Raw genomic sequence first — 24,291 nt, 5'->3', positions numbered from 1 at the left:
CGCCGCATCCATCAGCGGCTCCGCCCCGGGCCCCAAGGCCGCCCGCCCCGACCGGGGCTCACCAGAACCCCGAGTTGTGCACCGAGACCTTCCCAAGACCGCCGCGCGCATTACGCTGCCCTGACCACCCTGCACCCAAGGAGCAAGAGGAGCCGTCTGTTGGCCTGTGACCTGTGGTTGGTCCCGCTCGTCGACGTACTGTGCCACACCCCCGACAACCCCTTCGCCGAGGAACTCGCGCTCTACGACAAGGTGCTGGGCGAGGCCGGACTCCCGCCGGTCCCGGTGTACGCGTACATGCCGGGCCTCTCCGGCGACGTGGCCCCGGTCGCGGGCTTCGACTACGACGCGCTGCACTTCCTGCGCCGCGCGTACCTCCTCCAGATGTGCGGGCTCGCGGTGACGCCGGTGGACGAACTCGGGGGTGACTACGAGCAGCTCCTTGAGATGTTCGAGTCGAACGCCCAGCAGTCGCACCTGGTCTGGCACTACGACCACGCGGGTGCGTACGTCCCCGTCGACTTCCCGCACCCCCTCGCCAACGACGAACTCCTCGCGGGCGGGGGCCCCTTGGGCTCCTCCCAGACCCTGCTGCGCGAACTCGAATTCGTGGCCCCCTCGATCGGCATCGACCCGGCGAACCCGCCCGCCGCCCCGCAGCCCCCCATGGCCCCCACGGAGCTGGAGGAACCGGCTGCGCCCGCCCCCTACGATTCCAGCCCCTTCGCCCGCGAACGCCACGTCTGGCTGGGCCTGCACGCCGCCGCGACCCGGAGCCTCGCCCAGGGGTCGATGATCATCTTCAGCTGAGCCGGGAGGCGCGGGGCGGAGCCGCAGGTGGCCCACCTCGCGCATCCGCCGTCGCCGGCCGGCCGACGCACACAAACGCACCCGAACGTTCGAGCAGCGGGTCGACGGAACAAAGAACCCCGACGGTCCAGCCCTCACCGTCACCGGCGAAGCCTGGACCGCCTTTCCGGTGGGTCAGGCCTGCTGACTCGCGAGCCGCTCGGCCGCCTTGCGGCGCTGGGACTGGAGGGGGTCGACCAGAACCCCTGAACCCTGGCCGGGTGTGAACGTCCAGGTGCGGATCTTCTCCGCGACCTTGGTGAGGCGGGCGTCGTCCGGGCGTACGTCGATGTAGAACAGCGACTCGTCCGGCGCCCGGTCGTCGCCGCCCCAGCGGACCACGCCCTCCGCGTCGGCGAGGATGTCGCGGATCGTCAGCTCCTCAAGGGGGTAGAAGCCGCCACGCAGCCCGGAGGGGTAGGAGCCGGGGCGGATCTGCACCGCCGTACCGGATGCCTGGTTGGACTCCGGCAGACCCTTGCGGACCGAGCCCGGTCTGCGCCAGCCGACGACGTCTCCCTTGCGGAGGGTGTCGATCTCGTAGTGGAAGCGGCTGATCACGTGCGCGAGGATCGTCTCCACGTCGCCCATGCGCACCTGGACGTCCAAGGGGGTGCCGGACACCGACCGGGTGTAGACGTTGCCGCGGTCGTCGACCACCTTCTCCATGTCCCAGCCGTTCTTCGACCGGGCACCGCTCAGGACGTGTGCCTCGCGGTCCTTCACCTTCTGCTGTGCCGTCTTCAGCGCCTTGCGGAGCGCGGCCGGATCGGGCTTGCCGCTGGCCGCGTAGCCGGGGGTGGCGAGCACTTGCGATCCGACGGTGGCACCGGCGGCTATGAGGGCAGCACGGCGCAGAACGGTGCGCCGCGACAGGTTCGCCGTCACTTGATTCTCTCCTTGCGTTGGGCGATCACGAATCCGGTGAGTGCTACAGCGCATACCAGGAACACGGCTGTCGCCGGGTTGACGTACGAGGGGATGACCGCTTCGTACGTGTGCCCGTCACTGGTGCGGCAGCCGAAGTGCAGTGGGATGAACGAGGGCTCGTAGCCGGTGAGTTGGCGCGTTCCGACCGCCGTGTCGCACGCCTGGGACTGGTCGGCGTCGTCGAAGAACACCAGGTGCAGTACGCCCCAGGTGTACATGCCGGCCGCCCCGGCCCAGGCCAGCGCCGCGGCGGACTTGACGGCCGCCACCGTCGTCCCGGCGGCCCTGGCACGGAACAGCAGCCTGACCCCGTGCACGACGAGCCACGGCGTGGCGACGAGGCCGATCAGAGTCAGCAGGAGTACGGCGGTGCCGTCGTGGCCGGCGTACGGCTGGTCTCCAGACATCACGCGCTTCCCTCTGTCACAAGTGCAGGTTCCGGGAGATCGAGTTGTACTTCTCCATCACGTAGTACAGCCCCATGCGCTTCTTCGCCTCGGTGAACGCGGGCTCCCCAGGGCCTTGGTAGCGGCGCAGCACCTCGTAGATCTCGGTGTCGTTGTACTCGATGGTCGGTGACCGCAAAGCGGCCGAATTGTCGTCGCCGCCGGGCTTTCCGTCGATGTCCCACATGTCGATCATGAAGACGCTGGTGAGGGCGAACTCCTCGTCGTCGTGCGCCTTCTTCCAGATCGAGTACTTGTCGTCGTCCTTCGAGGCGTCGAGGATCGGGCGGCCCGTCACATAGCCCTTGGACAGACAGTGGTTCCAGGCGCCGATGAGGGTCAGGGCCCGCTGCTTGGCGATGCCCGTGGACGAGTCCTTGATGAACTGGCCCGTCGTGTTGTACGCGAGGATCGTGGCTTCCCAGGCCGCCTCGTCCAGCGGCTCGATGTGCCGCATCTCCCAGTACGCCGACGTCTGGATGAGCGCCTTGCGCAGGTTGTACTTGTTCGACAGGTTCGTGATGAGCTCGTCGTGGTCGACCACGGTCGACTGGAAGCACTTCCAGTGCTGGTAGCTCCTCGTACCGCCGTCGAGCGGGTAGCCGAGGGATTCCATGTACTTGCCGACGTCCGTCTGCATGGCCGTCAGGACGGAGTCGTCGAGGCGGGTGTCGGCGAGGACGGCGCGGGGTGCGTTGAAGCTGCCCTGGCCGGTGTCGCGGCCGGAGGCGATGTTGTTGTCGATCTCGATCGCGCCGTCGCCCGAGCCGACCGAGCGGGTGACGACCTGGTCGTAGGCCCAGTTCTCGGGCAGCGGGTAGCCGAAGTTGCCGGAGAAGCCCGAGGACATGTCGGAGACGAACGAGGCGCCCGCGTGGCCGGCTTCCGAGACGCGGGTGCACACGTTGCGCGGTCCGTACACGCCGATCGCGTACCGGTTCCCGTCGTCGGCTATCGCGTCCTCGATGCCCTTGAAGTGGGGCAGCACATTGTCGGTGACGTCCTGGTCGAGGGCGTCGAAGTCGACGGCGAAGAAGATCCGCGAGCCCGACTTGAAGCCGTGGTCCAAGGCGGCGTTCACCGCGGCCTGCCCGGCGGTGCGGCCCGCGATGTAGTTGAAGTCGGAGGCGTCACGGCCGTACGTCTGATAGATCGGGTAGCAGCGCAGGCCCGCGTCGGCGATGGTCTGCAGCTCGCCCGCCTGGATCGCCTTCTCGTAGGGTTTGCCGCCCGTGGGGTTGGTGAGGTAGCGCCCGATGTACTTGATGCCCTCCGCCTTCAGCGCGGCGGCGCGGGCCGGGGTGATCCGCGTGACGCCGTCGCAGGCCTCGCCCTTGCGCGCCTGGTCGCCGTAGGAGACCAGCAAGGAGGCCCAGGTCGAGAAGTCCCCCTTGCCGGTGACGGGGAGATTCACGAACGACTGGAAGTCGGAGACGGCCGAGGCGAGGCCGCTGTTGAAGGTGGAGACGAAGGACACGGGCCGCTGGTTGAGGACCATGCCGGCGGAGAACAGCTGCACCCACGGGCCGGAGTCGCCGGTGGCGACGGTGTGGCTCTTCAGGCCGCTCTGGGTGCCCGGGCCGAAGACGCCGTTGGCAGTGCCGTCCGCCATGCCGAGCTCGTACTGCACCGCGAACAGCATGGACTTGGCGACGTCGCGCGAGTGATGGCCGTCGGCCGGGATGATGAAGAAGTCCCTTCGGCCCACGTACTGCCCGTTCAGCCATCTCTGCACGGCCCGGATGCTGTCCGAGCCGCTGTTCACGGTGACGTACGCGTCCATGTTGAGCAGGCCCTTGAACACCTTCGGCACCAGGCTGGTGCCGGGGTAGGTGAAGTCCACGCCCATGTCCTGCTTCAGCTTGGCGATCGAGGACTGGACGCGGGAGTTGTACGTCCCGTCGATGTCACCGCCGTCGTAGCCCTTGCAGTACAGGCCGGACTGGATGATCCGGGCGAAGTTCGCCGACGGGACCGTGGCGCTGTTGAGCGTCGGGTACTTCGACGTCAGCGTGGACAGCGTGGTGGGACCGAAGGTGTCCGACAGGGTCGTGATGCCCAGCTCGTACTGGAGGGCGCGGGTGAGGCCGAACATCGTCGTCCAGCCGGTCACCCCGGTCTCGGGGATGCGGTCGATGCCCAGCTTGCCTTCATAGGCGCCGTTGATGAACTGCTGTGCTTTGCGCACCATCTCGTCGGCCACGGGGGCTCCTGTTCCGTCGCAGGGACGGCGTCCGATGCGGCCGAGAAGGGCACACGAGGCTGGGTGGTCGTACGCGGGCAGCCGTCATCGCGGCATGCCGATGTGTCCCCCCATGACGACGGTGTTCCCCCCGGTCGATGGTCGCCGGGCGCCCGGCGACCGGGTCGGTGCCGCCGTGCGCGGTGATCACCATAGGCACAGCATGATTGCCAACGGCAAGTAAAATCAGGTGAGTTGGGGCTCAGCGGCGTAAAGACGCCACTGCGGCCGAGACCCCGGAGGAGGACGTCGGCCGCAGTGAGCGAGGAGTGGCTTCCCTGACGTGTCAGAGCACCTTTCCCTGACGTGTCAGAACACGGGCGTCCCGTCCTGCGTCAGCTTCCAGTTGGCCGCGGCGAAGTCGGCGGGGTCCAGCGTGCCCTTGGACGTGACGTAGTCGATCATCAGCTGGCGGATCTCGTTCGTGGAGCTGTACGCGATGTCCGCCGAGGCGATGTGCGGGTAGCCGCTGCCGCCGTTGGCGCGGTAGTTGTTGACGGCGACGACGAAGACCTGGTCGTCCGCGACCGCGGTGCCGTTGTAGGTGAGGTTCTTGATCCTCGACCCCTCGGCCTGGGCGATGTCGATGTCGTACGAGACGCCGGCGGCGGTGTCGTACATGTAGTCCCAGAAGTTGTTGGCGTTCGTCAGTGTCGCGGTGTCGACCTTCGTGCCGCTCGGCACCTGGTGGTAGTACTTCGCCGCGTACTCCAGGTACTCCTTGAGCTGCGCCCCCGTGAGCTTCTTGCCGTACAGGGTGTTGTCGTAGATGTAGAGCCCCGCGACGTCGCGGATGGTGACGTCGCCCTTGGGGATGTCGGCGGTGCGACTGAAGGGCGCGGCGACCGAGATGAGGGGGAGCGCCGCGTCGGCCGTGGACAGGCCGGTGGCGACCGTCGCCATCTGGACCTGGTGGATGAAGTCCATCACCGGGACGTCCTTCCAGCAGGCCTCGGCCGCGGAGAGGTCCGCGGTACACGTGCCCACCGGCGTGTTGACGTACTTCACCACGAGGTCGTGGTCGGCCTTGAGGAGCTCGGTGATCTCCGCGTCCTCCTCGACCGTGTTGCTGTTGAGGGTCTGCGCCTTGGTGCTGGTGACCTTCCACTGGCCGTGGACGAGTTCGAGCTCGAAGTCGAAGACGGTCAGGCGCATGCCGTAGCAGTACGGCTCGGAGAGGACGACGTCCTTGCCGGTCTCGGTGTTCGTCACCGTGTAGGACGAGACCTCGGTGTGGGTGTGGCCCACGAGGATCGCGTCGATGCCGGGGACCTGCTCGGCCACGAGGTTCGAGGCGTTCTCGACGTACGGGAGTTCGGTGCCGTACGAAGAACTGCCGTCCAGCCCGGAGTGGTCGGTGAGGAAGACGACGTCGCAGCCGAGGGCGCGGAGCCGGGGGACGTACTTCTTGGCCTGCTCGACGAGCCCGGTGAACGCCATCTTCCCGGCGACGTTGTCCTTGTCCCACAGGGCGATTCCGGGGTTCGTCAGCCCGAGGACGCCGACCTTGATGTCGGGCGCGCCGGGAACGCAGATGCGCTTCACGGTGTACGGCGGGAACGCGGGCCGGAGGGTCTTCGCGTCCAGCGCGTTGGCGCCGAGCAGCGGGAAGTGGCACTGCTTCTCGAACTTGCGGAGCGTCTCGATGCCGTAGTTGAACTCGTGGTTGCCGAGCGCGGCGGCGTCGTACCGCATGGCGTTCATCGCGATCGCCATCGGGTGCCTGGGCCCCTTGCGACCGTCGGCGCCGGTGATCGGGTCGACGCGCGCGTAGTAGTACGCCAGCGACGTGCCCTGGATGATGTCGCCCGCGTCGACGAGCAGGACGTGGTCCTCGCCCTTGGCGGCGCGCTGCTGCTTGATGAGCGTGGCGACGCGGGCGACCCCTACGGAATTCCCCTTGCTGTCCTTGTAGGTGGCGTCCGTGTAGTAGTCCCAGTCGAAGACATGGCTGTGCAGGTCGGTGGTGCCGAGGATGGAGAACGACCAGGTGCGGGGCGCCTTTTCGGGATGCCGGTCGGCGGCCTGGGCGGGCGCGGCCGTGGCCGTCCCCGCGACGGCCACGGCCGCGCCGGTGACGGCCGACTTCTTCACGAACTCCCGGCGGTTCAAGGGGTTCACGGGCATACGGGGCTCCTGGGAGTGGGGTGGCGAGGGCAGGTGAACGAGCCGTGCGAGCCGTGCGGGGACTACACGCGTAGATCGTGGTCGCACCTCGCCCCTGCCGAAACCAGGAACAGCCCATGTCCCGGTCAAGGATGGGCATGACATGACAACGCCCCCGGGTCGGCCGAAGCGTCACCGGGGGCGTGTCCAAGGGCCCTGCGAACCCTACGAGTTGGTCAAGGCCGTACTGCAGCCTGCACCGAAGGCCGTACTAGATGAACGAGTTGATCTCGATCGTCTCGTCGCGGCCCGGGCCGACACCGATCGCGGAGATCGGGGCGCCGGACATGTCCTCGAGGGCCTTGACGTACGCCTGGGCGTTCTTCGGGAGGTCCGCGAAGGTCTTGGCCTTCGTGATGTCCTCCGACCAGCCCGGGAGGGTCTCGTAGACCGGCTTCGCGTGGTGGAAGTCGGTCTGGGAGTACGGGAGCTCCTCGACGCGCTTGCCGTCGATCTCGTACGCCACGCACACCGGGATCTCCTCCCAGCCGGTCAGGACGTCCAGCTTGGTGAGGAAGAAGTCGGTCAGACCGTTCACACGGGTCGCGTAACGGGCGATGACCGCGTCGAACCAGCCGCAGCGCCGGTCACGACCGGTGGTCACACCGCGCTCGCCGCCGATCCGCCGCAGCGCCTCGCCGTCCTCGTCGAAGAGCTCGGTCGGGAACGGGCCCGAGCCGACGCGGGTCGTGTACGCCTTGAGGATGCCGATGACCCGGCTGATCTTCGTGGGGCCGACGCCCGCACCGGTGCAGGCACCACCGGCGGTCGGGTTCGACGACGTCACGAACGGATACGTGCCGTGGTCGATGTCGAGCAGCGTGCCCTGGCCGCCCTCGAAGAGCACGACCTTGTCCTGCTCCAGCGCCTGGTTGAGGACCAGGACGGTGTCCGCGACATACGGCTTGAGCCGGTCCGCGTAGCCCAGCAGCTCCTCGACGACCTGGCCGGCCTCGATGGCGCGCCGGTTGTAGAGCTTGGCCAGGATCTGGTTCTTGAAGTCGAGGGCCGCTTCGACCTTCTGCGTCAGGATCGACTCGTCGTACAGGTCCTGAATGCGGATGCCGACACGGTTGATCTTGTCCGCGTACGTCGGCCCGATGCCGCGCCCGGTCGTCCCGATCTTCCGCTTCCCGAGGAAGCGCTCGGTGACCTTGTCCACCGTCACGTTGTACGGCGTGATGATGTGCGCGTTTCCGCTGATCAGGAGCTTGGAGGTGTCGACGCCGCGCTCGTTCAGTCCGTTCAGCTCGGAGAACAGGACCGACGGGTCGACGACGACTCCGTTTCCGATCACCGGAGTGCACTCCGGCGTGAGGATTCCGGAAGGGAGGAGGTGGAGGGCATACTTCTGATCGCCCACGACTACCGTGTGGCCGGCGTTGTTGCCGCCCTGGTAGCGCACCACATAGTCCACGGATCCACCGAGCAGGTCGGTGGCCTTTCCCTTGCCTTCGTCACCCCACTGAGCACCGAGCAGCACAAGTGCGGGCACAGGCGTACACCCCTTCCGGGCGGGGCATGTCCAAGGTCGGGGACGTACGCGGCTGGTTTTGGATACGGCTGCGTACGCCGGCGACCTCCTTTGGCCGCGACCGTCGGACCGGATGCCCCGGAATAGACGAAGCCCCTGGCGCAATAGCGCAAGGGGCTCTTGCACCAAGATGCTACCCGAGGAAGCGAGGCATGACCGAGGTGGCGGCTTCCGACCAGCTTCTGGTGGTCATCGACCCGGTCGCCCGACGGACGGACGGCGAGTCTGTACGGATCGCGAAAGACGTGCTCAGCGCGGGTGCGGCGACGAAAGTGTGCCTTCCCGACGGGCCCGAGGAATTCGCTCGGGCGCTGGCCCGTCGGGGGTCTCGGCGGCCCGTCGTCGTCGGCGACGACCGGGCTCTGCTGCGAGCTGTGTCCCTTTTGCACCGGCAGCGGGAGCTCGCCGCGTGTGCGCTGTCGCTGGTGCCGGTGGGGGGCGTGCTCTCGCTGGCGCGGTCCTTGGGGGTGCCGACCGGTGCCGTGGCGGCGGCCCGGGCCGTGCTCGACGGGGCCGAGCGGCGGATGGATCTGCTCGTCGACGACAGCGACGGCGTGGTGCTGGGGGCGCTCCGGATCCCCTCGCTGCCGTCCCCGGCCGCCGCCCGCCTCGACGAGGACGCCGGTGCCGACGCAGGGGCCCACCCTTGGCTGCGCACCTGCCAGTCCCTCGTCCGGACCCTCGTGGCCCGGCCCCCACGGCTGACCTCCGTGCCCGGGCCCGGTCCCTCCCGGCTCCGTGTCGAGGTCGACGGCGTCACGGTCGTCGACCTCGACCAGCCCGTGGAGACGGTGTGCGTGACGCCGGGCTTCTCGTCGGGCGGTGCGGAGGTCGAGGTCCGGCCGGTGTCCGTGGGCGCGGAGGCGTCGCCCCTGCGGGCCGTGGGGCACCGGGTCACCGTCTCCGGGGCCGATTTCCGGTACCGGGCGGATTCGGTGGTGGCCGGGCCTGTACGGACTCGGACGTGGACGGTGCGGGAGGGGGCGTGGGGGTTGACGTTGCCGGTGGGGTGACGGCGGGGAGTTTTTTCGCCCCCTCCGCGGCTGCGGGTGCGTGGGGGTTGATCGCGCAGTTCCTCGCGCCCCTTTTAAGGGGCGCGAGGAACTGCGCGATCTTTTGGCGGGGGTCTGGGGGCGGCAGCCCCCAGGGACGATGGGGGTCCCCCGCTCGAGCGAAGCCGAGAGTGGGGGAGGGTAGGGGCGGAGGGGGCGAAAACACCTACCCGGGCGACAGCGCCGCGTCCGACTCGTCCTTCAGGGCCACGCCCGTGGCACCGAGCGCCCGGGCCCTGCGCATCAGGGCGACCAGCTTGGTGGCGGCCGTCGCGTGGGAGAGACCCAGCGGCGGCCGGATGTTGGAGAGGCAGTTGCGGTCGGCGTCGGTGGTGCGCCCGGGACGCGGGGTGTACGTCAGGTACGCGCCGAGGGAGTCGGCCGCCGACATGCCCGGACGCTCACCGATGAGGACCACCGCCAGCGTCGCCCCCAGCGCGTCGGCGATGTCGTCGCCGAGCGCCACCCGGGCCTGCTCGGCGAGGACGACCGGGGCGACCCGCCAGGTCGCGGGGAGCAGCGCCGTCGTCTCACGGATCACCGGCGCCGCGTGATCATGGACCGCACGGCTCGACAGCCCGTCGGCCACCACGAACACCACGTCCCAGTCGTCGCGCGGCAGGTGCGCGCGATCGATGTCGTCGAGCCGTCGGCCCAGGTCGGGACGCTGAAGGTACGTGAGCCGGTCGGGCGCGGCACTGCGCACCCGTATCGTCGGCACACCGGTCAGCGCGGCGGCCACCGCGTCGGGCTCGAACGGCGAGTGCACCGCGTCCCGCGCGGCGGCGTGCGCGGCCTGCAGTTCGAGGCGGTGCCGGGTGGGCAGCGCCGAGCCCGCACGGCCGAGCCCGATCCGCGCCTGGGTGTGGCGGCGGAGGGACGCCCACAGGGCCGCGTCGGACTCGGGTGGCGCCACCAAGGCCCTTACCAGTGTTGCCAGTTGACCTAGCTGACTGTCCGTCACACCGCTCTCCGTCACGTCGCTCATGCGGCTGCCTCCTTGCCGATCGCCAGCAAGGGATGGGCCGTGCCCGACACATCCCTGATCCCGCCCCCGACGTCCAGCAGCCCGATCCGCCCCAGCCACGCCTCGAACTCCGGTGCCGGGCGCAGCCCGAGGACCTCGCGCAGGTACAACGCGTCGTGGTACGAGGCGGATTGGTAATTGAGCATGATGTCGTCGCCGCCCGGCGTGCAGATCACGAACGAAGCCCCCGCTACGCCGAGCATCGTCAGCATCGTCGCGATGTCGTCGTCGTCCGCGTCGGCGTGGTTGGTGTAACAGATGTCCAGGCCCATCGGCAGCCCGAGCAGTTTCCCGCAGAAGTGGTCTTCCAGCGCCGCGCGCAGGATCTGCCGGCCGTCGTACAGGTACTCCGGGCCGATGAACCCCACGACCGTGTTCACCAGGAGCGGGTCGTAGCGGCGGGCCACCGCGTACGCCCGCGCCTCCACCGTCTGCTGGTCCACCCCGTGGTGCGCGTCGGCGGACAGCGCGCTGCCCTGGCCGGTCTCGAAGTAGAGGGCGTTCTGCCCGACGGTCCCCCGGCCGAGTCCCTTGGCGGCCTCGTACGCCTCGTCGAGCAGCCCGAGGGTGACACCGAAGGACGCGTTCGCGGCCTGCGTACCGGCGATGGACTGGAAGACGAGGTCGACGGGGGCGCCGCGTTCCATCAGGTCGATGCTCGTCGTGACATGACACAGGACGCAGGACTGGGTGGGGATGGAGTAGCGCTCGATCACGCCGTCCAACAGCTCCAGCAGGTCTCGTACGGCCTTCGGGCTGTCGGTCGCCGGGTTGATGCCGATCACCGCGTCGCCGGAGCCGAGGAGGAGCCCGTCCAGCAGCGCCGCCGCCACGCCCGCCGGGTCGTCGGTGGGGTGGTTGGGCTGGAGGCGGGTGGCGAGGCGGCCGGGCAGGCCGATCGTGGAGCGGAAGGCGGTCACCACCCTCACCTTGCGGGCGACCGCCACCAGGTCCGCGTTGCCCATGAGCTTGGAGACGGCCGCCACCATCTCGGGCGTGAGCCCGGGCGCCAGCGCGGCCAGACTCGCGGCGTCCGCCGCCTCCGACAGCAGCCACTCCCGGAACTCCCCCACCGTGAGCCCGGAGACGGGCCCGAAGGCCACCGCGTCATGCCCGTCCGTGATCAGCCGGGTCACGTCGTCGTCCTCATACGGAATCACCGGCTCGGCAAGGAACCGCGCGAGCGGCACCTCGGCCAGCGCCCACCGTGCCGCGACCCGCGCCTGCGCGGACTCGGCGGCGAGCCCGGCGAGCCGGTCGCCGGAACGCTCGGGGCTCGCGGCGGCGAGCAGCCGGGCCAGTCCGTCGAACTGGTGACTCCGGCCGCCGAGGGTGGCGGTGTAGGTGGTCATGACGGCGACCGTACGAAGGGGTGCGGCGCCGGGTCCACGCCCGGCCGGAGAGTTAACGCAGACGTTCGTTCCTGTGCCGTTCTAAAGGTCTGGTTGACAAACATTTAACGCCGGGACTCGCCGGCCGACTCATTCGCCCAGCAGGATTCCGGCTCGTCGCACACCAACGATCAACGGCCGAGTGCATGAGGAAAGGGGCCACCCGATGGCAGTACAAGAGGGCGTGGCCCCTGGGGCACCGGCCACGGCGGACGAGCCGGGAGGCACCGTCCACCGGCTGAAGCCGAACGCGATCGGCCTGCTGGGCGTGGTCTTCATGGCCGTCGCCACCGCGGCCCCGATCACCGCCATGACGGGCAATGTGCCGTTCATGGTGTCGGCCGGAAACGGCATCGGCGCCCCCGCCAGCTACCTCGTCGCAATGGTCGTCCTGGCCATCTTTGCGGTCGGCTTCACCTCGATGGCGAAGCACATCACCTCCACCGGCGCCTTCTACGGCTTCATCTCCTACGGCCTCGGCCGCACCGTCGGACTCGCCTCGGGCCTGCTGGCCACCTTCGCGTACGTCGTCTTCGAGCCGGCCCTGATCGGCATCTTCTCGACCTTCGCCACGGGGACGTTGAAGGACCAGACGGGGGTGGACGTCCCGTGGTGGGCGTTCGCGATCCTGATGCTGGCCATCAACGCCACAGGCACGTGGTTCGGCGTCTCGGTCGCCGAGAAACTGCTCGTCGTACTCCTCGCCACCGAGGTCACCGTCCTCGCCGCGATGGCGATCTCCGTGGCCCTGCATGGCGGCGGCCCGCACGGCTTCACCTTCGGCCCGGTCAACCCGGTCAACGCCTTCAAGGGCACCAGCGCCGGGCTCGGCCTCTTCTTCGCCTTCTGGTCATGGGTCGGCTTCGAGTCGACGGCCATGTACGGCGAGGAGTCCCGCGACCCGAAGAAGATCATCCCCAAGGCGACGATGATCAGCGTGCTCGGCGTCGGCGTCTTCTACGTCTTCGTCTCCTGGATGGCCATCACGGGCAACGGGGAGGCGGAGGCCGTGAAGGCGGCCTCGTCCGCGAACCCGCTGGCGTTGTTCTTCAACCCCACTGAGCACTACGTCGGCCACTGGGCCGTCGACGTCATGCAGTGGCTGATGATCACCGGTTCGCTGGCCTGCGGCATGGCCTTCCACAACTGCGCCGCCCGCTACATGTACGCACTGGGCCGCGAGGGAGTACTCCCGTCCCTGCAAAGAACCATCGGCCGCACCCACCCCAAGCACGGCTCCCCGCACATCGCGGGTCTCGTCCAGACTGTCGTCAGTGGTGTGCTGATCGGCGCGTTCTGGGCCGCGGGCAAGGACCCGTACACCGGCACCTACGTCCTGCTCGCCATCCTCGGCACGATGGCCATCCTCGTGGTGCAGGCCGTCTGCTCCTTCGCGGTCCTCGCCTACTTCCGCAGCAACCACCCAGAGAGCAAGCACTGGTTCAAGACCTTCACCGCCCCGCTCCTCGGCGGCCTCGCGATGCTCGGCGTGGTGGTCCTGCTGGTCTCCAACATGGGCGCCGCGGCCGGCACCGAGTCCGGCTCCCTCATCCTGAAGTCGACACCGTGGATCGTCGCCCTGATCGCGGTGGGCGGGGTCGGCTACGCGACGTACCTGAAGCGGCGGGCGCCGGAGCGGTACGCGTTGCTGGGACGGACGGTCCTGGAGGAGACGAAGGAGCGGTAACGGACCATTGCCGCTGACGGGAGCGCCCCTCCGGGGGCGCGGGGCTGTGGCAGATGCGGCTCCGCCGCGTGGGCGCGACCAGCCACGACGGACCCGCAGCTGTCACTCCACCCCTTCGGCGAGGGCTCTCAGCCCTCGCCGAAGACCTGTTCCCGATGGACCCGCCAGCGATCCATCATCTGGGCGATCTCCCCGTCGACGAACTCGAAGAACGCAAGGGTCTCGGCGAGCCGGCGCCCCGCGGGCGTCTCCCGGCCCAGGCTCTCGACCCCCTCGCGCAGGGCGTACTCCCAGCGCTTGAGCACCGCTTCGCGGTTGGTCAACGCCTCGTACCACTGATTGCTGTGCACCCGGTACCGCTCGCGCCGCGACCCGGGTTCGCGCTCCCGCGAGACCATGTGCTGCTGCGCGAGATAGCGCACGGCGCCGGACACCGCGGCCGGGCTGATCTGCAGCTGCTCGCCGAGCTCGGCGGAGGTCAGCGTGCCGGTGTCGGAGGCGAGCAGTGCCCCGAAGACGCGCGCCGGCATCCGCTGCATCCCGGCCTCGACGAGCTGCGCCGCGAAGCTCTCGACGAACTTCGAGACCGCCTCCGGGTCCCGCCCCGCCCCACCGGACCCCGCTGTCGTCTCCGTCATGCCTGGATCATCTCCCCTGCTCGCGCGCCATCCTCGAGTGTATCCGGCGTTTATACGCTTCCTTAACTTCACAAATTTGTGAACGTAGCGTACGTTCTGAACCATGACGAAGGCAAACCCCGCCATTGAGGTATCCGGACTGCACAAGTCGTTCGGCAAGACGCACGCGCTGGACGGCCTCGACCTGGACGTCGAGACCGGTGAGGTGCACGGCTTCCTCGGCCCGAACGGCGCCGGGAAGTCCACCACCATCCGGGTCCTGCTGGGCCTGCTGCGCGCCGACTCCGGCGCCGCCCGGATGCTGGGCAGGGACCCCTGGGCGGACGCGGTGGAACTGCACCGCCGGGTCGCATACGTCCCCGGCGACGTGACGCTGTGGCGCAACCTCTCCGGCGGCGAGGTCATCGACCTGTACGGGAGACTGCGCGGGGGCCTGGACAAGGCACGCCGGGCGGACCTGATCGAGCGGTTCGAGCTGGACCCCACCAAGAAGGGGCGGACGTACTCGAAGGGCAACCGCCAGAAGGTCGCCCTCGTCGCCGCCTTCGCCTCGGACGTCGACCTGCTGATCCTGGACGAGCCCACCTCGGGCCTCGACCCGCTGATGGAGGAGGTCTTCCAGCGGTGCGTCGAGGAGGAACGGGACCGCGGCCGCACGATCCTGTTGTCGAGTCACATCCTCAGCGAGGTGGAAGAGCTCTGCGACCGGGTCAGCATCATCCGCAAGGGCCGGACCGTCGAGAGCGGCTCGCTCGCCGACCTGCGCCACCTCACCCGCACCAGCGTCACCGCCGAACTCGCGGGCGCGCCCAACGGATTGGCGCATCTGCCCGGCGTCCATGACCTCGACATACAGGGAAAGCGGGTGAAGCTCCAGGTCGACACGGACAAACTGGACGCCGTACTGCGGTCGCTGACCGACTCGGGCGTACGGTCGCTGACGTCGACGCCACCGACGCTGGAGGAGCTGTTCCTGCGGCACTACCAGGAGGATGTCCGTACGGAGGAGATGGCGCGATGACTGCCACGACTGCCGCGACGTATGCGGTACGAGCCGGCGGGTCCCGCCAACTGGCCGGAACCGGCACACTCCTGAGGTTCGCACTGCGCCGCGACCGGCTGATGATGCCGCTCTGGGTCGGCGTGATCGGCCTGTTGGTGCTCTCCATGCCGAACTCGCTGAAGACCATCTACAGCACCCCGGCCGAACGCGCCGACGTGGCACGGCAGATGCTCACCAACGGCTCCCTGCGCGCCACCTACGGACCGGTGTTCAGCGACTCGCTCGGCGGACTCACCGCCTGGCGCATCGGTGGCTATGCCGGGGTGTTCGCCGGGATCATGAGCCTGCTCGTCGTCGTCCGCCACACCCGTGACGAGGAGGAGAGCGGACGCCAGGAACTCATCTCCTCGGCGATGGTCGGGCGCCGGGCCCCGCTCACGGCCGCACTGCTGGCGGCGTTCGTCGCGAACGGCGTCCTCGCGCTGCTCATCGCGGGCGGGCTCGCGAGGCAGGGCGGCGCCGGCGCACTGGCGCTGGGGCTCGCCGTCGCCGGGATCGGCATGGTCTTCGCCACGATGGCGGCGATCGTCGCCCAGCTGACGGAGAGCGCGCGGCTCGCGAAGGGGCTGACGGGTGGGCTGCTCGGCGCCGCCTTCGTCCTGAAGGCGGCGGGCGACTCGGCGACGAACGACGGCTCTTCACCCCTGACCTGGATCTCCCCGGTCGGCTGGCTGGAGGAGTTGAGGTCCTTCGCGGACGAACGCTGGTGGGTACTGCTGCTGTTCGTCGCGGCGGTCGCCGTGCAGGGCGCGGTCGCCTACGAGCTCGCCGGGCGGCGCGACGTCGGCATGAGCTTCCTGCCGACGCGGCCGGGGCCCGCGGCGGGGCGCCTCGGTACGGCCGGGGCGCTGGCCTGGCGGTTGCAGCGGGGTGCCGTGCTCGGCTGGAGCCTCGGGTTCCTGGCCGCCGGGGCCGCGTTCGGCGGGATGACGAAGGGCGCCTCCGACCTGGTCGGGAACAACGACAAGACCCGGGAGATCATCGAGCGGATGGGCGGGCAGGCGGGGATCACGGACGCGTTCCTCGCGACGATGGTGGGGATGCTGGGCATGGTCGCCGCGCTGTTCGTGGTGTCCTCCGTGCTGCGGCTGCACGGCGAGGAGACCTCGCAGCGGGCCGAGCCGGTGCTGGCGAACGCGGTCGGCCGTTTGCGCTGGGCCTCCGGCCACCTCGTCATCGCCTTCGGCGGCGCGGTCCTCATCATGCTGCTCGGCGGGCTCGGTCTGGGCCTCGGCTACGGCGCCGAACTCGGGCCCATCCTCGCCGCCTGCCTCGTCCAGGTCCCGGCCATCTGGACCCTGGGCGCCCTTGCCGTCCTCCTCCACGGCCTCTCCGCCCAGTGGGCGGTGGGGGCCTGGGCCGCGGCAGGCATCGCCCTCCTCCTCGGCTGGATCGGCCCCGCCCTGAACGTCCCCCAAACCGTCATGAACCTCTCCCCCTTCGGTCACCTCCCGAAGCTGCCGGGCGGCGACATGACGTGGACGCCGGTGCTCTTCCTTACAGGGATCGCGGTGGTGCTGACCGCGGCGGGGCTGGCGGGGGTGCGACGGCGGGATCTGAGTACGTGAGGGGGACTGGGGTGCGGGTGGGGGCGGGGTGCGGGTGGGGGGGGGGTGGGTGGGGCGGGGTGCGGGTGGGTGCGGGTGGGGTGGGTTTTCGCCCCCTCAACCCCCTGGGTTGTTCTTTTGCTGCGGACCGGTGGGGGCTTGTCGCGCAGTTCCCCGCGCCCCTGACGGGGTTCGTCAGAGGGTCACCCGCAAGGCCTCCAAGCCCCGGATCACGAAGTTGGGCTTTCGGGTGGGCTCCTCGGAGAGGGTGAGGGTTGGGGCGTGGGTCAGCAACGCGGTCATGGACGCGGCCAGTTCGATGCGGGCCAGCGGCGCGCCGATGCAGTAGTGGATGCCCGCGCTGAAGGAGATGTGGGGGTTGTCCGTGCGGGCGAGGTCCAGCTTCTCCGGGGCGGCGAAGACCGCGGGGTCGTGGTTGGCGGAGCCGAAGAGCATGGCGATCTCCGCGCCGCGGGGGATGGTCGTACCGTCGATCTCGATGTCGTCGAGGACCCAGCGCTCGAAGAGCTGAAGCGGCGTGTCGTAACGCATCAGCTCCTCCACCGCCGTGGGGATCAGGGAGTGGTCCGCGCGGAGGGCGGCCAGCTGCTCGGGGTGGCGGAACAACGCCCACCAGCCGTTCACCGTGGAGTTGACCGTCGCCTCGTGCCCCGCGTTCAGCAGCAGCACGCACGTGGAGATCATCTCCTGCTCCGTGAGACGGTCGCCCTCGTCGTGCGCCGCGATGAACCCCGAGATCAGGTCGTCCCCGGGCTCCTTGCGCCGGACCTCGATCAGCTCCCGCAGATACTCGGTGAACTCGACCGACGCCCGCACCGCCTTCGCCGCCGTCTCCTGCGAAGGGTTCAGCTCGTACATCCCGCAGATGTCCGCCGACCACGGCCGCAACGGCGCCCGGTCCGACTCCGGAATACCCAGCATCTCGGCGATCACCGCCACCGGCAGCGGCTCCGCGACGTCGGTCAGCAGATCACCGCCGCCCGCCTCCACCAGTCCGGCGACCAGCTCACCCGCCAGCCGATCGACGTACGGCTTCAACTGCTCCACCGTGCGCGGCGTGAACGCCTTCGACACCAGCCGCCGGATGCGCGTGTGGTCCGGGGGTTCGAGGTCGAGCATCCCGTGGTCGTTGAGGACGTGGAACGGCTCGTGCTCGGGCGGGGGTGCCGTACGGCCGAAGTCCTGGTGCGTGAACCGGTGCTGGTACGTCCGGCCCAGCCGGCGGTCCCGCAGCAGCGCCGACACATCCGCGTGATGCGGCACCAGCCACTGGTTGGTGGGCTCGTAGTAGTGCACCCGGCCCCGCGCACGCAGCTCCTCGTACGCCGGGTACGGGTCCGCCACGAACGCCGGGTCCCAGGGGTCGAAGGCCTGCGGAGTCTCCAAAGCTGCCATGGACGGACGCTAGCCCGACGTACCCCCCTCTGAACAGGGCCGTCTCGACGAGCGGCTCCGTCCGGCGCACGGACCACGTCCCCTGATCACCTGGGCGTGACCAGCCGCGCCTCGTACGCGAACACCGCCGCCTGCGTACGGTCCCGCAGGCCCAGCTTCACCAGGATGCGGCTCACATGGGTCTTGATCGTGGACTCGGCCACGACGAGACGCTCGGCGATCTCCGCGTTCGACAGGCCCTGGGCGATGAGGACCAGCACCTCCGTCTCCCGCTCGGTCAGATCCCCGTACGCCGCCTGCGCCGTGGCCGAGAGCCGGGGCGCGTCCGCCAGCTTGGAGAACTCGGTGATCAGCCGCTTGGTGACGGAAGGGGCCAGCAACGCCTCCCCGGCCGCCACCACCCTCACCCCGTCGGCGAGTTGGCGCGCCGAGGCGTCCTTGAGCAGGAAGCCGGAAGCTCCCGCGCGCAGCGCCTGGTACACATACTCGTCGAGGTCGAACGTCGTCAGGACCAGCACCTTCGCGGCGCCGTCCGCGGCGACGATCTCCCGGGTCGCCTCGATCCCGTTCATCTCCGGCATGCGGATGTCCATCAGTACGACGTCCGGGGCGAGTTCGCGGACCCGCTCGACCGCGTCCCGGCCGTTGACCGCCTCGCCGACCACCTCGATGTCCGGCATCGCGCCGAGCAGCACGGAGAAGCCCTCTCGGACCATCACCTGGTCGTCGGCTATCAGGACGCGGATGGCCTCCCTGCCTGCACCGCTGGTGCCGCTGGAACCCCTGGAGCCACTGGAGCCACTGGTGACGTTGGTGCCTTCCGTCATGCGGGCTCCTCCGCGGGGGATACGGGCAGGAACACCGTCACCTCATAGCCCCCGTCGTCCGTCTCGCCCGACGTCATCTCGCCGTCCAGCATCGTGACCCGCTCGCGCATGCCGGTGATGCCGTGCCCCGCGCCGTGGGTGGACTTCGTCAGACTCGTCGCCGGCGCAGGGCCGTTGACTATCCGCAGGCCGAGCCCGCCGAGAACGTACCCGATCTCGACGCGGGCCGCCGCGCCCGGCGCGTGCCGCAGGGTGTTGCTGAGGGCCTCCTGGACTATGCGGTATGCCGACAGCTCGACGCCCTGCGGGAGTTCGCGCACCGCGCCGGTGACCGCCTTCTCCACGGTCAGGCCCGCGTCCCGCACATTGGCGAGGAGCCCGTCGAGGTCCGCGAGAGTGGGCTGCGGGGCGTCCGGAGCCTCGTAGTCCTCGGCCCTCACGACACCGAGCACGCGGCGCAGCTCGGTCAGCGCCGCGACCGCGTTCTCCCTGATCGTGACGAAGGCCTGCTCCAGCTCCGGCGGCGGGTTCTCCACCCGGTAGGGGGCGGCCTCCGCCTGGATGGCGACCACCGACATGTGGTGGGCGACCACGTCATGCAGCTCGCGGGCGATCGTCGTGCGCTCTTCGAGGAGCGTGCGCTTGGAACGCTCCTGGGCCGTCTCCGACTGCTGGGCGGTGACCTCCTGCTCGGCCTCACGGCGTATGTGCAGGACGGTGACGACCAGGAGAGCCAGGGCGGAGACGAACAGCAGCGGCACCGTGTTGGTCCCGTAGTAGTGGCCCGAGCCGAAGACGGTCTCGGCGCCCATCCCGTACACGGCGGTCAGCAGCCACATCCAGGCGGCCGTGCGCGGCCTCGTCCTGAGCGCCACGACCGTCAGCACCGTCAGGTGGGCGGCGAAGGCGCCGGGCAGCCATGGCCAGTCGCTCCAGCTGGAGCCGAACACGGCGACGATCGGTGTCGCCGCGAGGGAGAACCAGAAGGCACCGATCGGGCGGATCAGCGTCAGCAGGACCGGGATCAGCGCGAGGAAAGCGCACAGCAGTGTCCTGACAGTGGCGTGGCCCTGACCGTCGCCGTCGGCTGTGGCGACGGCCATCGCCAGCAGTCCGGCCGCCGCGACCGCGGCGTGCGGGGTCCAGGCCGCGTACTCCCGTATGCCCTCGGGCAGGCGTCGGGTGAGCGGGCCGTTCACCCGCATCCGCGGTAGCGGGCGGTAGGCGAAGGCGTCGTGGAACAAGTCCTGCCGCAGCCCGCGCAGGGCGTTTGCGGCCAGCCGGAACTCCGGGCTGCGTGGCTTGGCCCCGCCCGGCGGCGTCATCTGCGTCTGGGTCGTCTCGGTCACGTTCAAAACGGTAGGCGGCGGTGGGGGTCGCGGTCGTCACCTGCGAGGAGGGTCCTTGTGGGTCCGTCTCAGGTACTACGGGTAGGGCCGGGGGTCCGCCGTCGGCGGGGGTGGTCGGCCGACGGTGGCCTTTCGCACTTCGCCCTTCGCCGGGTGGTGGGTCGGGGCCGCGCCGGTACATCCGCCCGTATCCGGACGGATCAACCGTAGGTTGCCTGGTGGGCGTTGGCTGTGGATCCGTCCGGATACGGGCATTCGATGTACCGGCACGGCCCCTTCCGTGCGTGGGCGAGTGCGGGTGAGTCGGGCCTCGCCTTGGCGCCTGCGATGCGTGACGGCTTGCGTCGGCGACTGCCGGTGCGTGGGGCCTCGCCTTGGCGGCTGCGGGTGCGGGTGCGTGGGGGCGTGCGGCGCGACCGCGGGTGGGTGCGTGACAGCGTGCGGCGCGAGCGCGGGTGGGTGCGGGAGGGCGTGCGTCGGCGACTGGGGATGGGTGGGGGCTGGGGCGGTTGAGGGCCCGCGACCGGGTGCCGGGAGCTGGGAGCTGGGGTGGCTCGTAGCCCGTCTTGCGGGTCAGTAGCCCGATGGGCGGACCAGGCCGGACTCGTAGGCGAAGACCGCTGCCTGGGTGCGGTCGCGTAGGCCGAGTTTTACGAGGATGCGGCCTACGTGGGTCTTCACGGTCTGTTCGGCGACGACCAGGCGTTCGGCGATCTCCGCGTTCGACAGGCCCTGGGCGATGTGTGCGAGGACCTCCGTCTCTCGCTCGGTCAGCTCGCCCACGCGCTGCTTGAGGGGGGCGCGGGGCGTCGAGTCGAGGCGGGAGAACTCGGCGATGAGGCGGCGGGTGATGCCGGGCGCGAGCAGGGCGTCGCCGGCCGCGACCACCCGTACCGCCTCGGCGAGCTGGTCGGCCGAGGCGTCCTTCAGCAGGAACCCGGAGGCGCCGGCGCGCAGGGCGTCGTACACGTACTCGTCGAGGTCGAAGGTGGTGAGCACGAGCACCCTGATCCGGGGTGTCTCGTCGGTGATGCGGCGGGTGGCCTCGATGCCGCCGAGTTCGGGCATGCGGATGTCCATCAGGACGACGTCCGGGGCGAGTTCGGCGACCTTGGCGATCGCGTCCAGGCCGTCGACCGCCTGGCCGACCACCTCGATGTCGGGCTGGGTGTTGAGCAGCACGGTGAAGCCCTGCCGGACCATCTGCTGGTCGTCGGCGATCAGTACGCGAATGGTGCCGCTCGCGCTCGTCATGGGGTCTCTTCTCCTGTCGGGCCTGTGGAGTTGTCGTCGGTGGAGTCGTCGTCGGTGGGAGCGGTGCCGTTGCGGGGCAGAAAAGCCGCTACCGCGAAGCCGCCGCACGACGTCTCCGAGGTCACGAGGGTGCCACCGAGCATCGCCACCCGCTCGCGCATGCCGAGCAGACCGTGCCCAGCGCCCGGGGACGGCGGGGCAGGACGCTCGGGTCTCGAGTTGACGACCCGCACCTGAAGGCCGCGCGGGAAGTGCCAGAGCTCGACGCGGACCGCGGAACCGGGCGCGTGCCGCAGGGCGTTGCTCAGCGCCTCCTGGATGATCCGGTACGCCGACAGCTCCACGCCGGGTGCGAGGGGGAGCTGCTCGCCGGTGATCTCCGTGGTCACGTCCAGCCCGGCGGCCCGGGTGTTCTCGACGAGGGCGTCGAGGCGGTCGAGCGTGGGCTGCGGGGAGTCCGGGGCGGCGCCCGTGCCCGCACCGAGGCCGTACGGGTCCTCGGGGTTCTCCGAGCGCAGTACACCCAGGACGCGGCGCAGCTCGGTCAGCGCCTCCAGCGCGTTCTGCCGGATGCCCTCCAGGTTCTCCCTCAGCTCCTCGGTGGGGTTCTCGACCAGGTGCGGGGCGACCTGGGCCTGGATGGAGATCACCGACATGTGGTGGGCGACCACGTCGTGCAGCTCGCGCGCGATACGGCTGCGCTCCTCCAGAAGCGTGCGGCGGGCGCGCTCCTCCTCGGTCAGCGAGGCCTGCTCGACCAGCTGCGTACGAGCCTCCCGGCGGCCTCGGAGGGCGGTGCCGAGAAGGACTACGGCGGCGAAGACGACGACCGCCAGCAGTCCCGTCGCGCGGTAGACCTGCCCGCCGATCAGGCCTTGCACGAAGTACGTGGTCAGGGCGCTCAAGGACAGCGCGCCGACGGCCACCCGCGTGGGTACCCGCAGGGCGAGGAAGAAGAGCACGAAGGCGTGCGCGATGATCGCGGGCGGGCTCCACGGCCAGTCGAGGCCGCCCGGGGGCGCGACCCCCACCGCCATGTGCGAGCGCGCGGCCACGGCGGCCACGGCAGTCGCGGCCAGCGAGAGCCACCAGGCCGGAACGGGCCGCCACAGGGCCAGGGCGATCGCCACGCCCTGCGCGAGCCCGGTCACCGTGCCCAGCCCAGAGCCCAGGTGATAGTTGCTGCTCAGATCGTCCGCGCCGGCGAGCGCGACCCCGAGGGCGATCCAGCACACCACGACATGCGGCAGCCAGCGCAGCCACCGGGGCCGGGACAACGGCGGCAGAGGCGCGGCCGACGGGGACGCGAGATCGCTCAGGGCCGCGCGCACCAGAGCACTGACGCCGTGTGCGCGGGCGGGGCGGGTGGTAGGGGTGGAAGGGGTTGTAGGGGTGGGACGGGCCTCGGGGGATGCGACGTTGGCGGAGGCTTTCCGTCGGTTGCGGTTGCCCGTCACTTCCTGAGGAGTGGACTTGCGCTTGGCTTCCTGACGGGGGGACCTGCGCAGTGCGTCCCGCGGCTCGGGATTGTCCGCGGCGTCCTGCGGATCGAGCTCGGGGCCCTGGGACATGGGAGGTGTGGGAGGCATGAAGGGCTCGCTGTTCGGGTCCCGGTGCTCCTCGCTGGTCACGTGGTCAACCCTAGGCACGAGGGGTCGCCTTCACTCCCGCCGGGCCCGGGCGGCGGTGGACGCGGACGACTCGGGACGGGCGGCCGGTGCGGCGGCGGGGACCCTGTTCGTAGGTGCGAAAGGCGGACCAGCAGACGGCGAGGGCCAGGACGAAGACGGGGAGCCAGGCCAGCCGGGCGGCCACCCAGCCCAGCCCGTCCGGGATGGTGTGCAGGCCGGGGAGACGGCCTGCGAGGAGACCCAGGGCGGTGACCGCCATCATCGAGGTCTGGTGCCACAGGAATATCGTCATCGCGGAGAGATTGGCGAAAGCTGTCCCCGCCCAGGCCAGGGGGCGCCGCATCACCCGGCGCAACGGCTCGCGCAGCAGCAGGGCGAGGCCGCACTGGGCCAGGCCGAAGGTGACGGCGGCCAGCGTCGGCGGGTTCAGGTTGGAGACCGCCGCGCCCGGGACGCCGACCATCGAGGCGGGATAACCGGCCCACGCCACCAGCGCCGCCGTCGCGGCCGCGCCGCCGGTCAACAGCACCCAGCCCGCGCGCCGCCGGTCCAGCTCGCCGCGCGTCCAGGCCGCGCCCAGGGTGTACGGCACCAGCCAGCCCGCCGCGACGTTCACCCAGCCGAGCCAGGACGGGCCGCCGAGGCCGAAGCGAATGAGGTCCACATGGAGAACGACGGCCAGCGGCCACAGCGGGTTGATACGCATCACCAGGGGGGTCACCGCAGTCAATACCGCGAAGACCACGAGGAACCAGAGCGGGGACAGGGCCAGCTTCACCAGCGTGTGAACGGTCTCGAAGTCCGCGCCCGACACGAGCAGGCAGGCTGTGGCGACCGTCCACAGCGTCAGCACCGCCGCCACCGGCTTGAAGAGACGGCTCAGGCGGGCACGCAGCCACTGCCCGTATGTCGTACCGCGCGCCCCCGTCGACGCATAGCTCTTCGTCGCCACATGGCCGCCCACCAGGAAGAACACGGCGAGCGTCTGGAACACCCAGGAAATCGGGGCCAGCCAGGGCATGTGCTGCAGCGGGCTCGCCGTGTGCAGCGCGCCGCCGTCCGCGACCAGGGCCGTCACCAGCCAGTGGCCGAGGACGACGCCGAGGATGGCAAGGGCGCGCAGAGCGTCCACGGCGCGGTCGCGCTCCGCCGGGGTGACCTCGTCGATCCGGCGGGCTCCGTCACGCAAGCCGTGCACCGCCGCACGCATACCGCCGCGTGCTCCCGCCCATATGCGAGGCA

General features: G+C 70.1%; 19 protein-coding genes. 5 read left to right on the top strand and 14 right to left on the bottom strand.

Annotated elements, in window-relative coordinates; translation table 11 throughout:
• Positions 1-159: 159 nt before the first annotated feature.
• Positions 160-810 (top strand): hypothetical protein, encoded by a 651-nt coding sequence (locus tag AB5J53_RS25830; RefSeq protein WP_369248036.1) that lies wholly within the window; start codon positions 160-162, stop codon positions 808-810.
• 174 nt (positions 811-984) lie between these two features.
• On the opposite strand, the gene AB5J53_RS25825 is transcribed toward AB5J53_RS25830, so the two are convergent.
• The 5 genes from AB5J53_RS25825 to AB5J53_RS25805 all read right to left on the bottom strand — a co-directional run bounded on the left by AB5J53_RS25825 (position 985) and on the right by AB5J53_RS25805 (position 8,128).
• Positions 985-1,737 carry a hypothetical protein gene (locus tag AB5J53_RS25825; RefSeq protein WP_369248035.1) on the bottom strand — a complete coding sequence of 251 codons (753 nt, stop codon included), beginning with the start codon at positions 1,735-1,737 and terminating at the stop codon, positions 985-987.
• Positions 1,734-2,186, bottom strand: a complete 453-nt coding sequence (locus AB5J53_RS25820) for a hypothetical protein (protein WP_369248034.1) — start codon at positions 2,184-2,186, stop codon at positions 1,734-1,736. Before AB5J53_RS25820 ends, AB5J53_RS25825 begins: the two co-directional genes overlap by 4 nt.
• Positions 2,187-2,202: 16 nt before the next feature.
• Positions 2,203-4,428 (bottom strand): glycoside hydrolase domain-containing protein, encoded by a 2,226-nt coding sequence (locus AB5J53_RS25815; protein WP_369248033.1) that lies wholly within the window; start codon positions 4,426-4,428, stop codon positions 2,203-2,205.
• 348 nt (positions 4,429-4,776) lie between these two features.
• Positions 4,777-6,594: a bifunctional UDP-sugar hydrolase/5'-nucleotidase gene (locus AB5J53_RS25810; protein ID WP_369248032.1), complete on the bottom strand. Its 1,818-nt coding sequence runs from the start codon at positions 6,592-6,594 to the stop codon at positions 4,777-4,779.
• 250 nt (positions 6,595-6,844) lie between these two features.
• Positions 6,845-8,128: an adenylosuccinate synthase gene (locus AB5J53_RS25805; protein ID WP_369248031.1), complete on the bottom strand. Its 1,284-nt coding sequence runs from the start codon at positions 8,126-8,128 to the stop codon at positions 6,845-6,847.
• A gap of 191 nt (positions 8,129-8,319) precedes the next feature.
• On the opposite strand from AB5J53_RS25805, the gene AB5J53_RS25800 reads away from it, so the two are divergent.
• Entirely contained in the window at positions 8,320-9,180 is an 861-nt protein-coding gene (locus tag AB5J53_RS25800; RefSeq protein WP_369248030.1) for a diacylglycerol kinase family protein, read from the top strand.
• 205 nt (positions 9,181-9,385) lie between these two features.
• Here the strand turns inward: AB5J53_RS25800 and eutC are convergent, their stop codons facing one another.
• Together eutC and AB5J53_RS25790 are read right to left on the bottom strand one after the other, a co-directional pair.
• Positions 9,386-10,207 carry an ethanolamine ammonia-lyase subunit EutC gene (gene eutC, locus AB5J53_RS25795; protein ID WP_369248029.1) on the bottom strand — a complete coding sequence of 274 codons (822 nt, stop codon included), beginning with the start codon at positions 10,205-10,207 and terminating at the stop codon, positions 9,386-9,388.
• Positions 10,204-11,598, bottom strand: a complete 1,395-nt coding sequence (locus AB5J53_RS25790; protein WP_369248028.1) for an ethanolamine ammonia-lyase subunit EutB — start codon at positions 11,596-11,598, stop codon at positions 10,204-10,206. Before AB5J53_RS25790 ends, eutC begins: the two co-directional genes overlap by 4 nt.
• Positions 11,599-11,803: 205 nt before the next feature.
• Between AB5J53_RS25790 and AB5J53_RS25785 the strand changes: the two genes are divergently transcribed.
• Positions 11,804-13,324 carry an APC family permease gene (locus AB5J53_RS25785; RefSeq protein WP_369248027.1) on the top strand — a complete coding sequence of 507 codons (1,521 nt, stop codon included), beginning with the start codon at positions 11,804-11,806 and terminating at the stop codon, positions 13,322-13,324.
• A 128-nt stretch (positions 13,325-13,452) separates the two neighbouring features.
• Here the strand turns inward: AB5J53_RS25785 and AB5J53_RS25780 are convergent, their stop codons facing one another.
• The gene (locus AB5J53_RS25780; protein ID WP_369248026.1) at positions 13,453-13,962 is read right to left on the bottom strand and encodes a GbsR/MarR family transcriptional regulator; all 510 of its coding nucleotides are present in this window, start codon (positions 13,960-13,962) and stop codon (positions 13,453-13,455) included.
• Between the two features lie 103 nt (positions 13,963-14,065).
• On the opposite strand from AB5J53_RS25780, the gene AB5J53_RS25775 reads away from it, so the two are divergent.
• Positions 14,066-14,983: an ATP-binding cassette domain-containing protein gene (locus AB5J53_RS25775; RefSeq protein ID WP_369248025.1), complete on the top strand. Its 918-nt coding sequence runs from the start codon at positions 14,066-14,068 to the stop codon at positions 14,981-14,983.
• Positions 14,980-16,593, top strand: coding sequence for an ABC transporter permease (locus AB5J53_RS25770; protein WP_369248024.1), 1,614 nt, complete (start codon positions 14,980-14,982; stop codon positions 16,591-16,593). The genes AB5J53_RS25775 and AB5J53_RS25770 overlap by 4 nt, the downstream gene beginning before the upstream one ends.
• Before the next feature lie 174 nt (positions 16,594-16,767).
• Here AB5J53_RS25770 and AB5J53_RS25765 read toward each other — a convergent pair whose 3' ends face one another.
• The 6 genes from AB5J53_RS25765 to AB5J53_RS25740 form a co-directional block, all read right to left on the bottom strand.
• Positions 16,768-17,988, bottom strand: coding sequence for a cytochrome P450 (locus tag AB5J53_RS25765; RefSeq protein WP_369248023.1), 1,221 nt, complete (start codon positions 17,986-17,988; stop codon positions 16,768-16,770).
• 86 nt (positions 17,989-18,074) lie between these two features.
• Positions 18,075-18,815 carry a response regulator gene (locus tag AB5J53_RS25760; protein ID WP_369248022.1) on the bottom strand — a complete coding sequence of 247 codons (741 nt, stop codon included), beginning with the start codon at positions 18,813-18,815 and terminating at the stop codon, positions 18,075-18,077.
• Entirely contained in the window at positions 18,812-20,164 is a 1,353-nt protein-coding gene (locus AB5J53_RS25755) for a sensor histidine kinase (RefSeq protein ID WP_369248021.1), read from the bottom strand. The genes AB5J53_RS25760 and AB5J53_RS25755 overlap by 4 nt, the downstream gene beginning before the upstream one ends.
• A gap of 573 nt (positions 20,165-20,737) precedes the next feature.
• Positions 20,738-21,418: a response regulator gene (locus tag AB5J53_RS25750; RefSeq protein WP_369248020.1), complete on the bottom strand. Its 681-nt coding sequence runs from the start codon at positions 21,416-21,418 to the stop codon at positions 20,738-20,740.
• Positions 21,415-23,049: a sensor histidine kinase gene (locus AB5J53_RS25745; RefSeq protein ID WP_369248019.1), complete on the bottom strand. Its 1,635-nt coding sequence runs from the start codon at positions 23,047-23,049 to the stop codon at positions 21,415-21,417. The genes AB5J53_RS25750 and AB5J53_RS25745 overlap by 4 nt, the downstream gene beginning before the upstream one ends.
• Before the next feature lie 10 nt (positions 23,050-23,059).
• Positions 23,060-24,259, bottom strand: a complete 1,200-nt coding sequence (locus tag AB5J53_RS25740) for an acyltransferase (RefSeq protein WP_369248018.1) — start codon at positions 24,257-24,259, stop codon at positions 23,060-23,062.
• Between the last annotated feature and the right edge of the window lie 32 nt (positions 24,260-24,291).

The organism is Streptomyces sp. R41 (assembly GCF_041053055.1).
Taxonomy (GTDB): Bacteria; Actinomycetota; Actinomycetes; order Streptomycetales; family Streptomycetaceae; genus Streptomyces.
The sequence above is the reverse complement of the archived record's forward strand: the minus strand, read 5'-3'. Positions and strand labels throughout refer to the sequence as shown.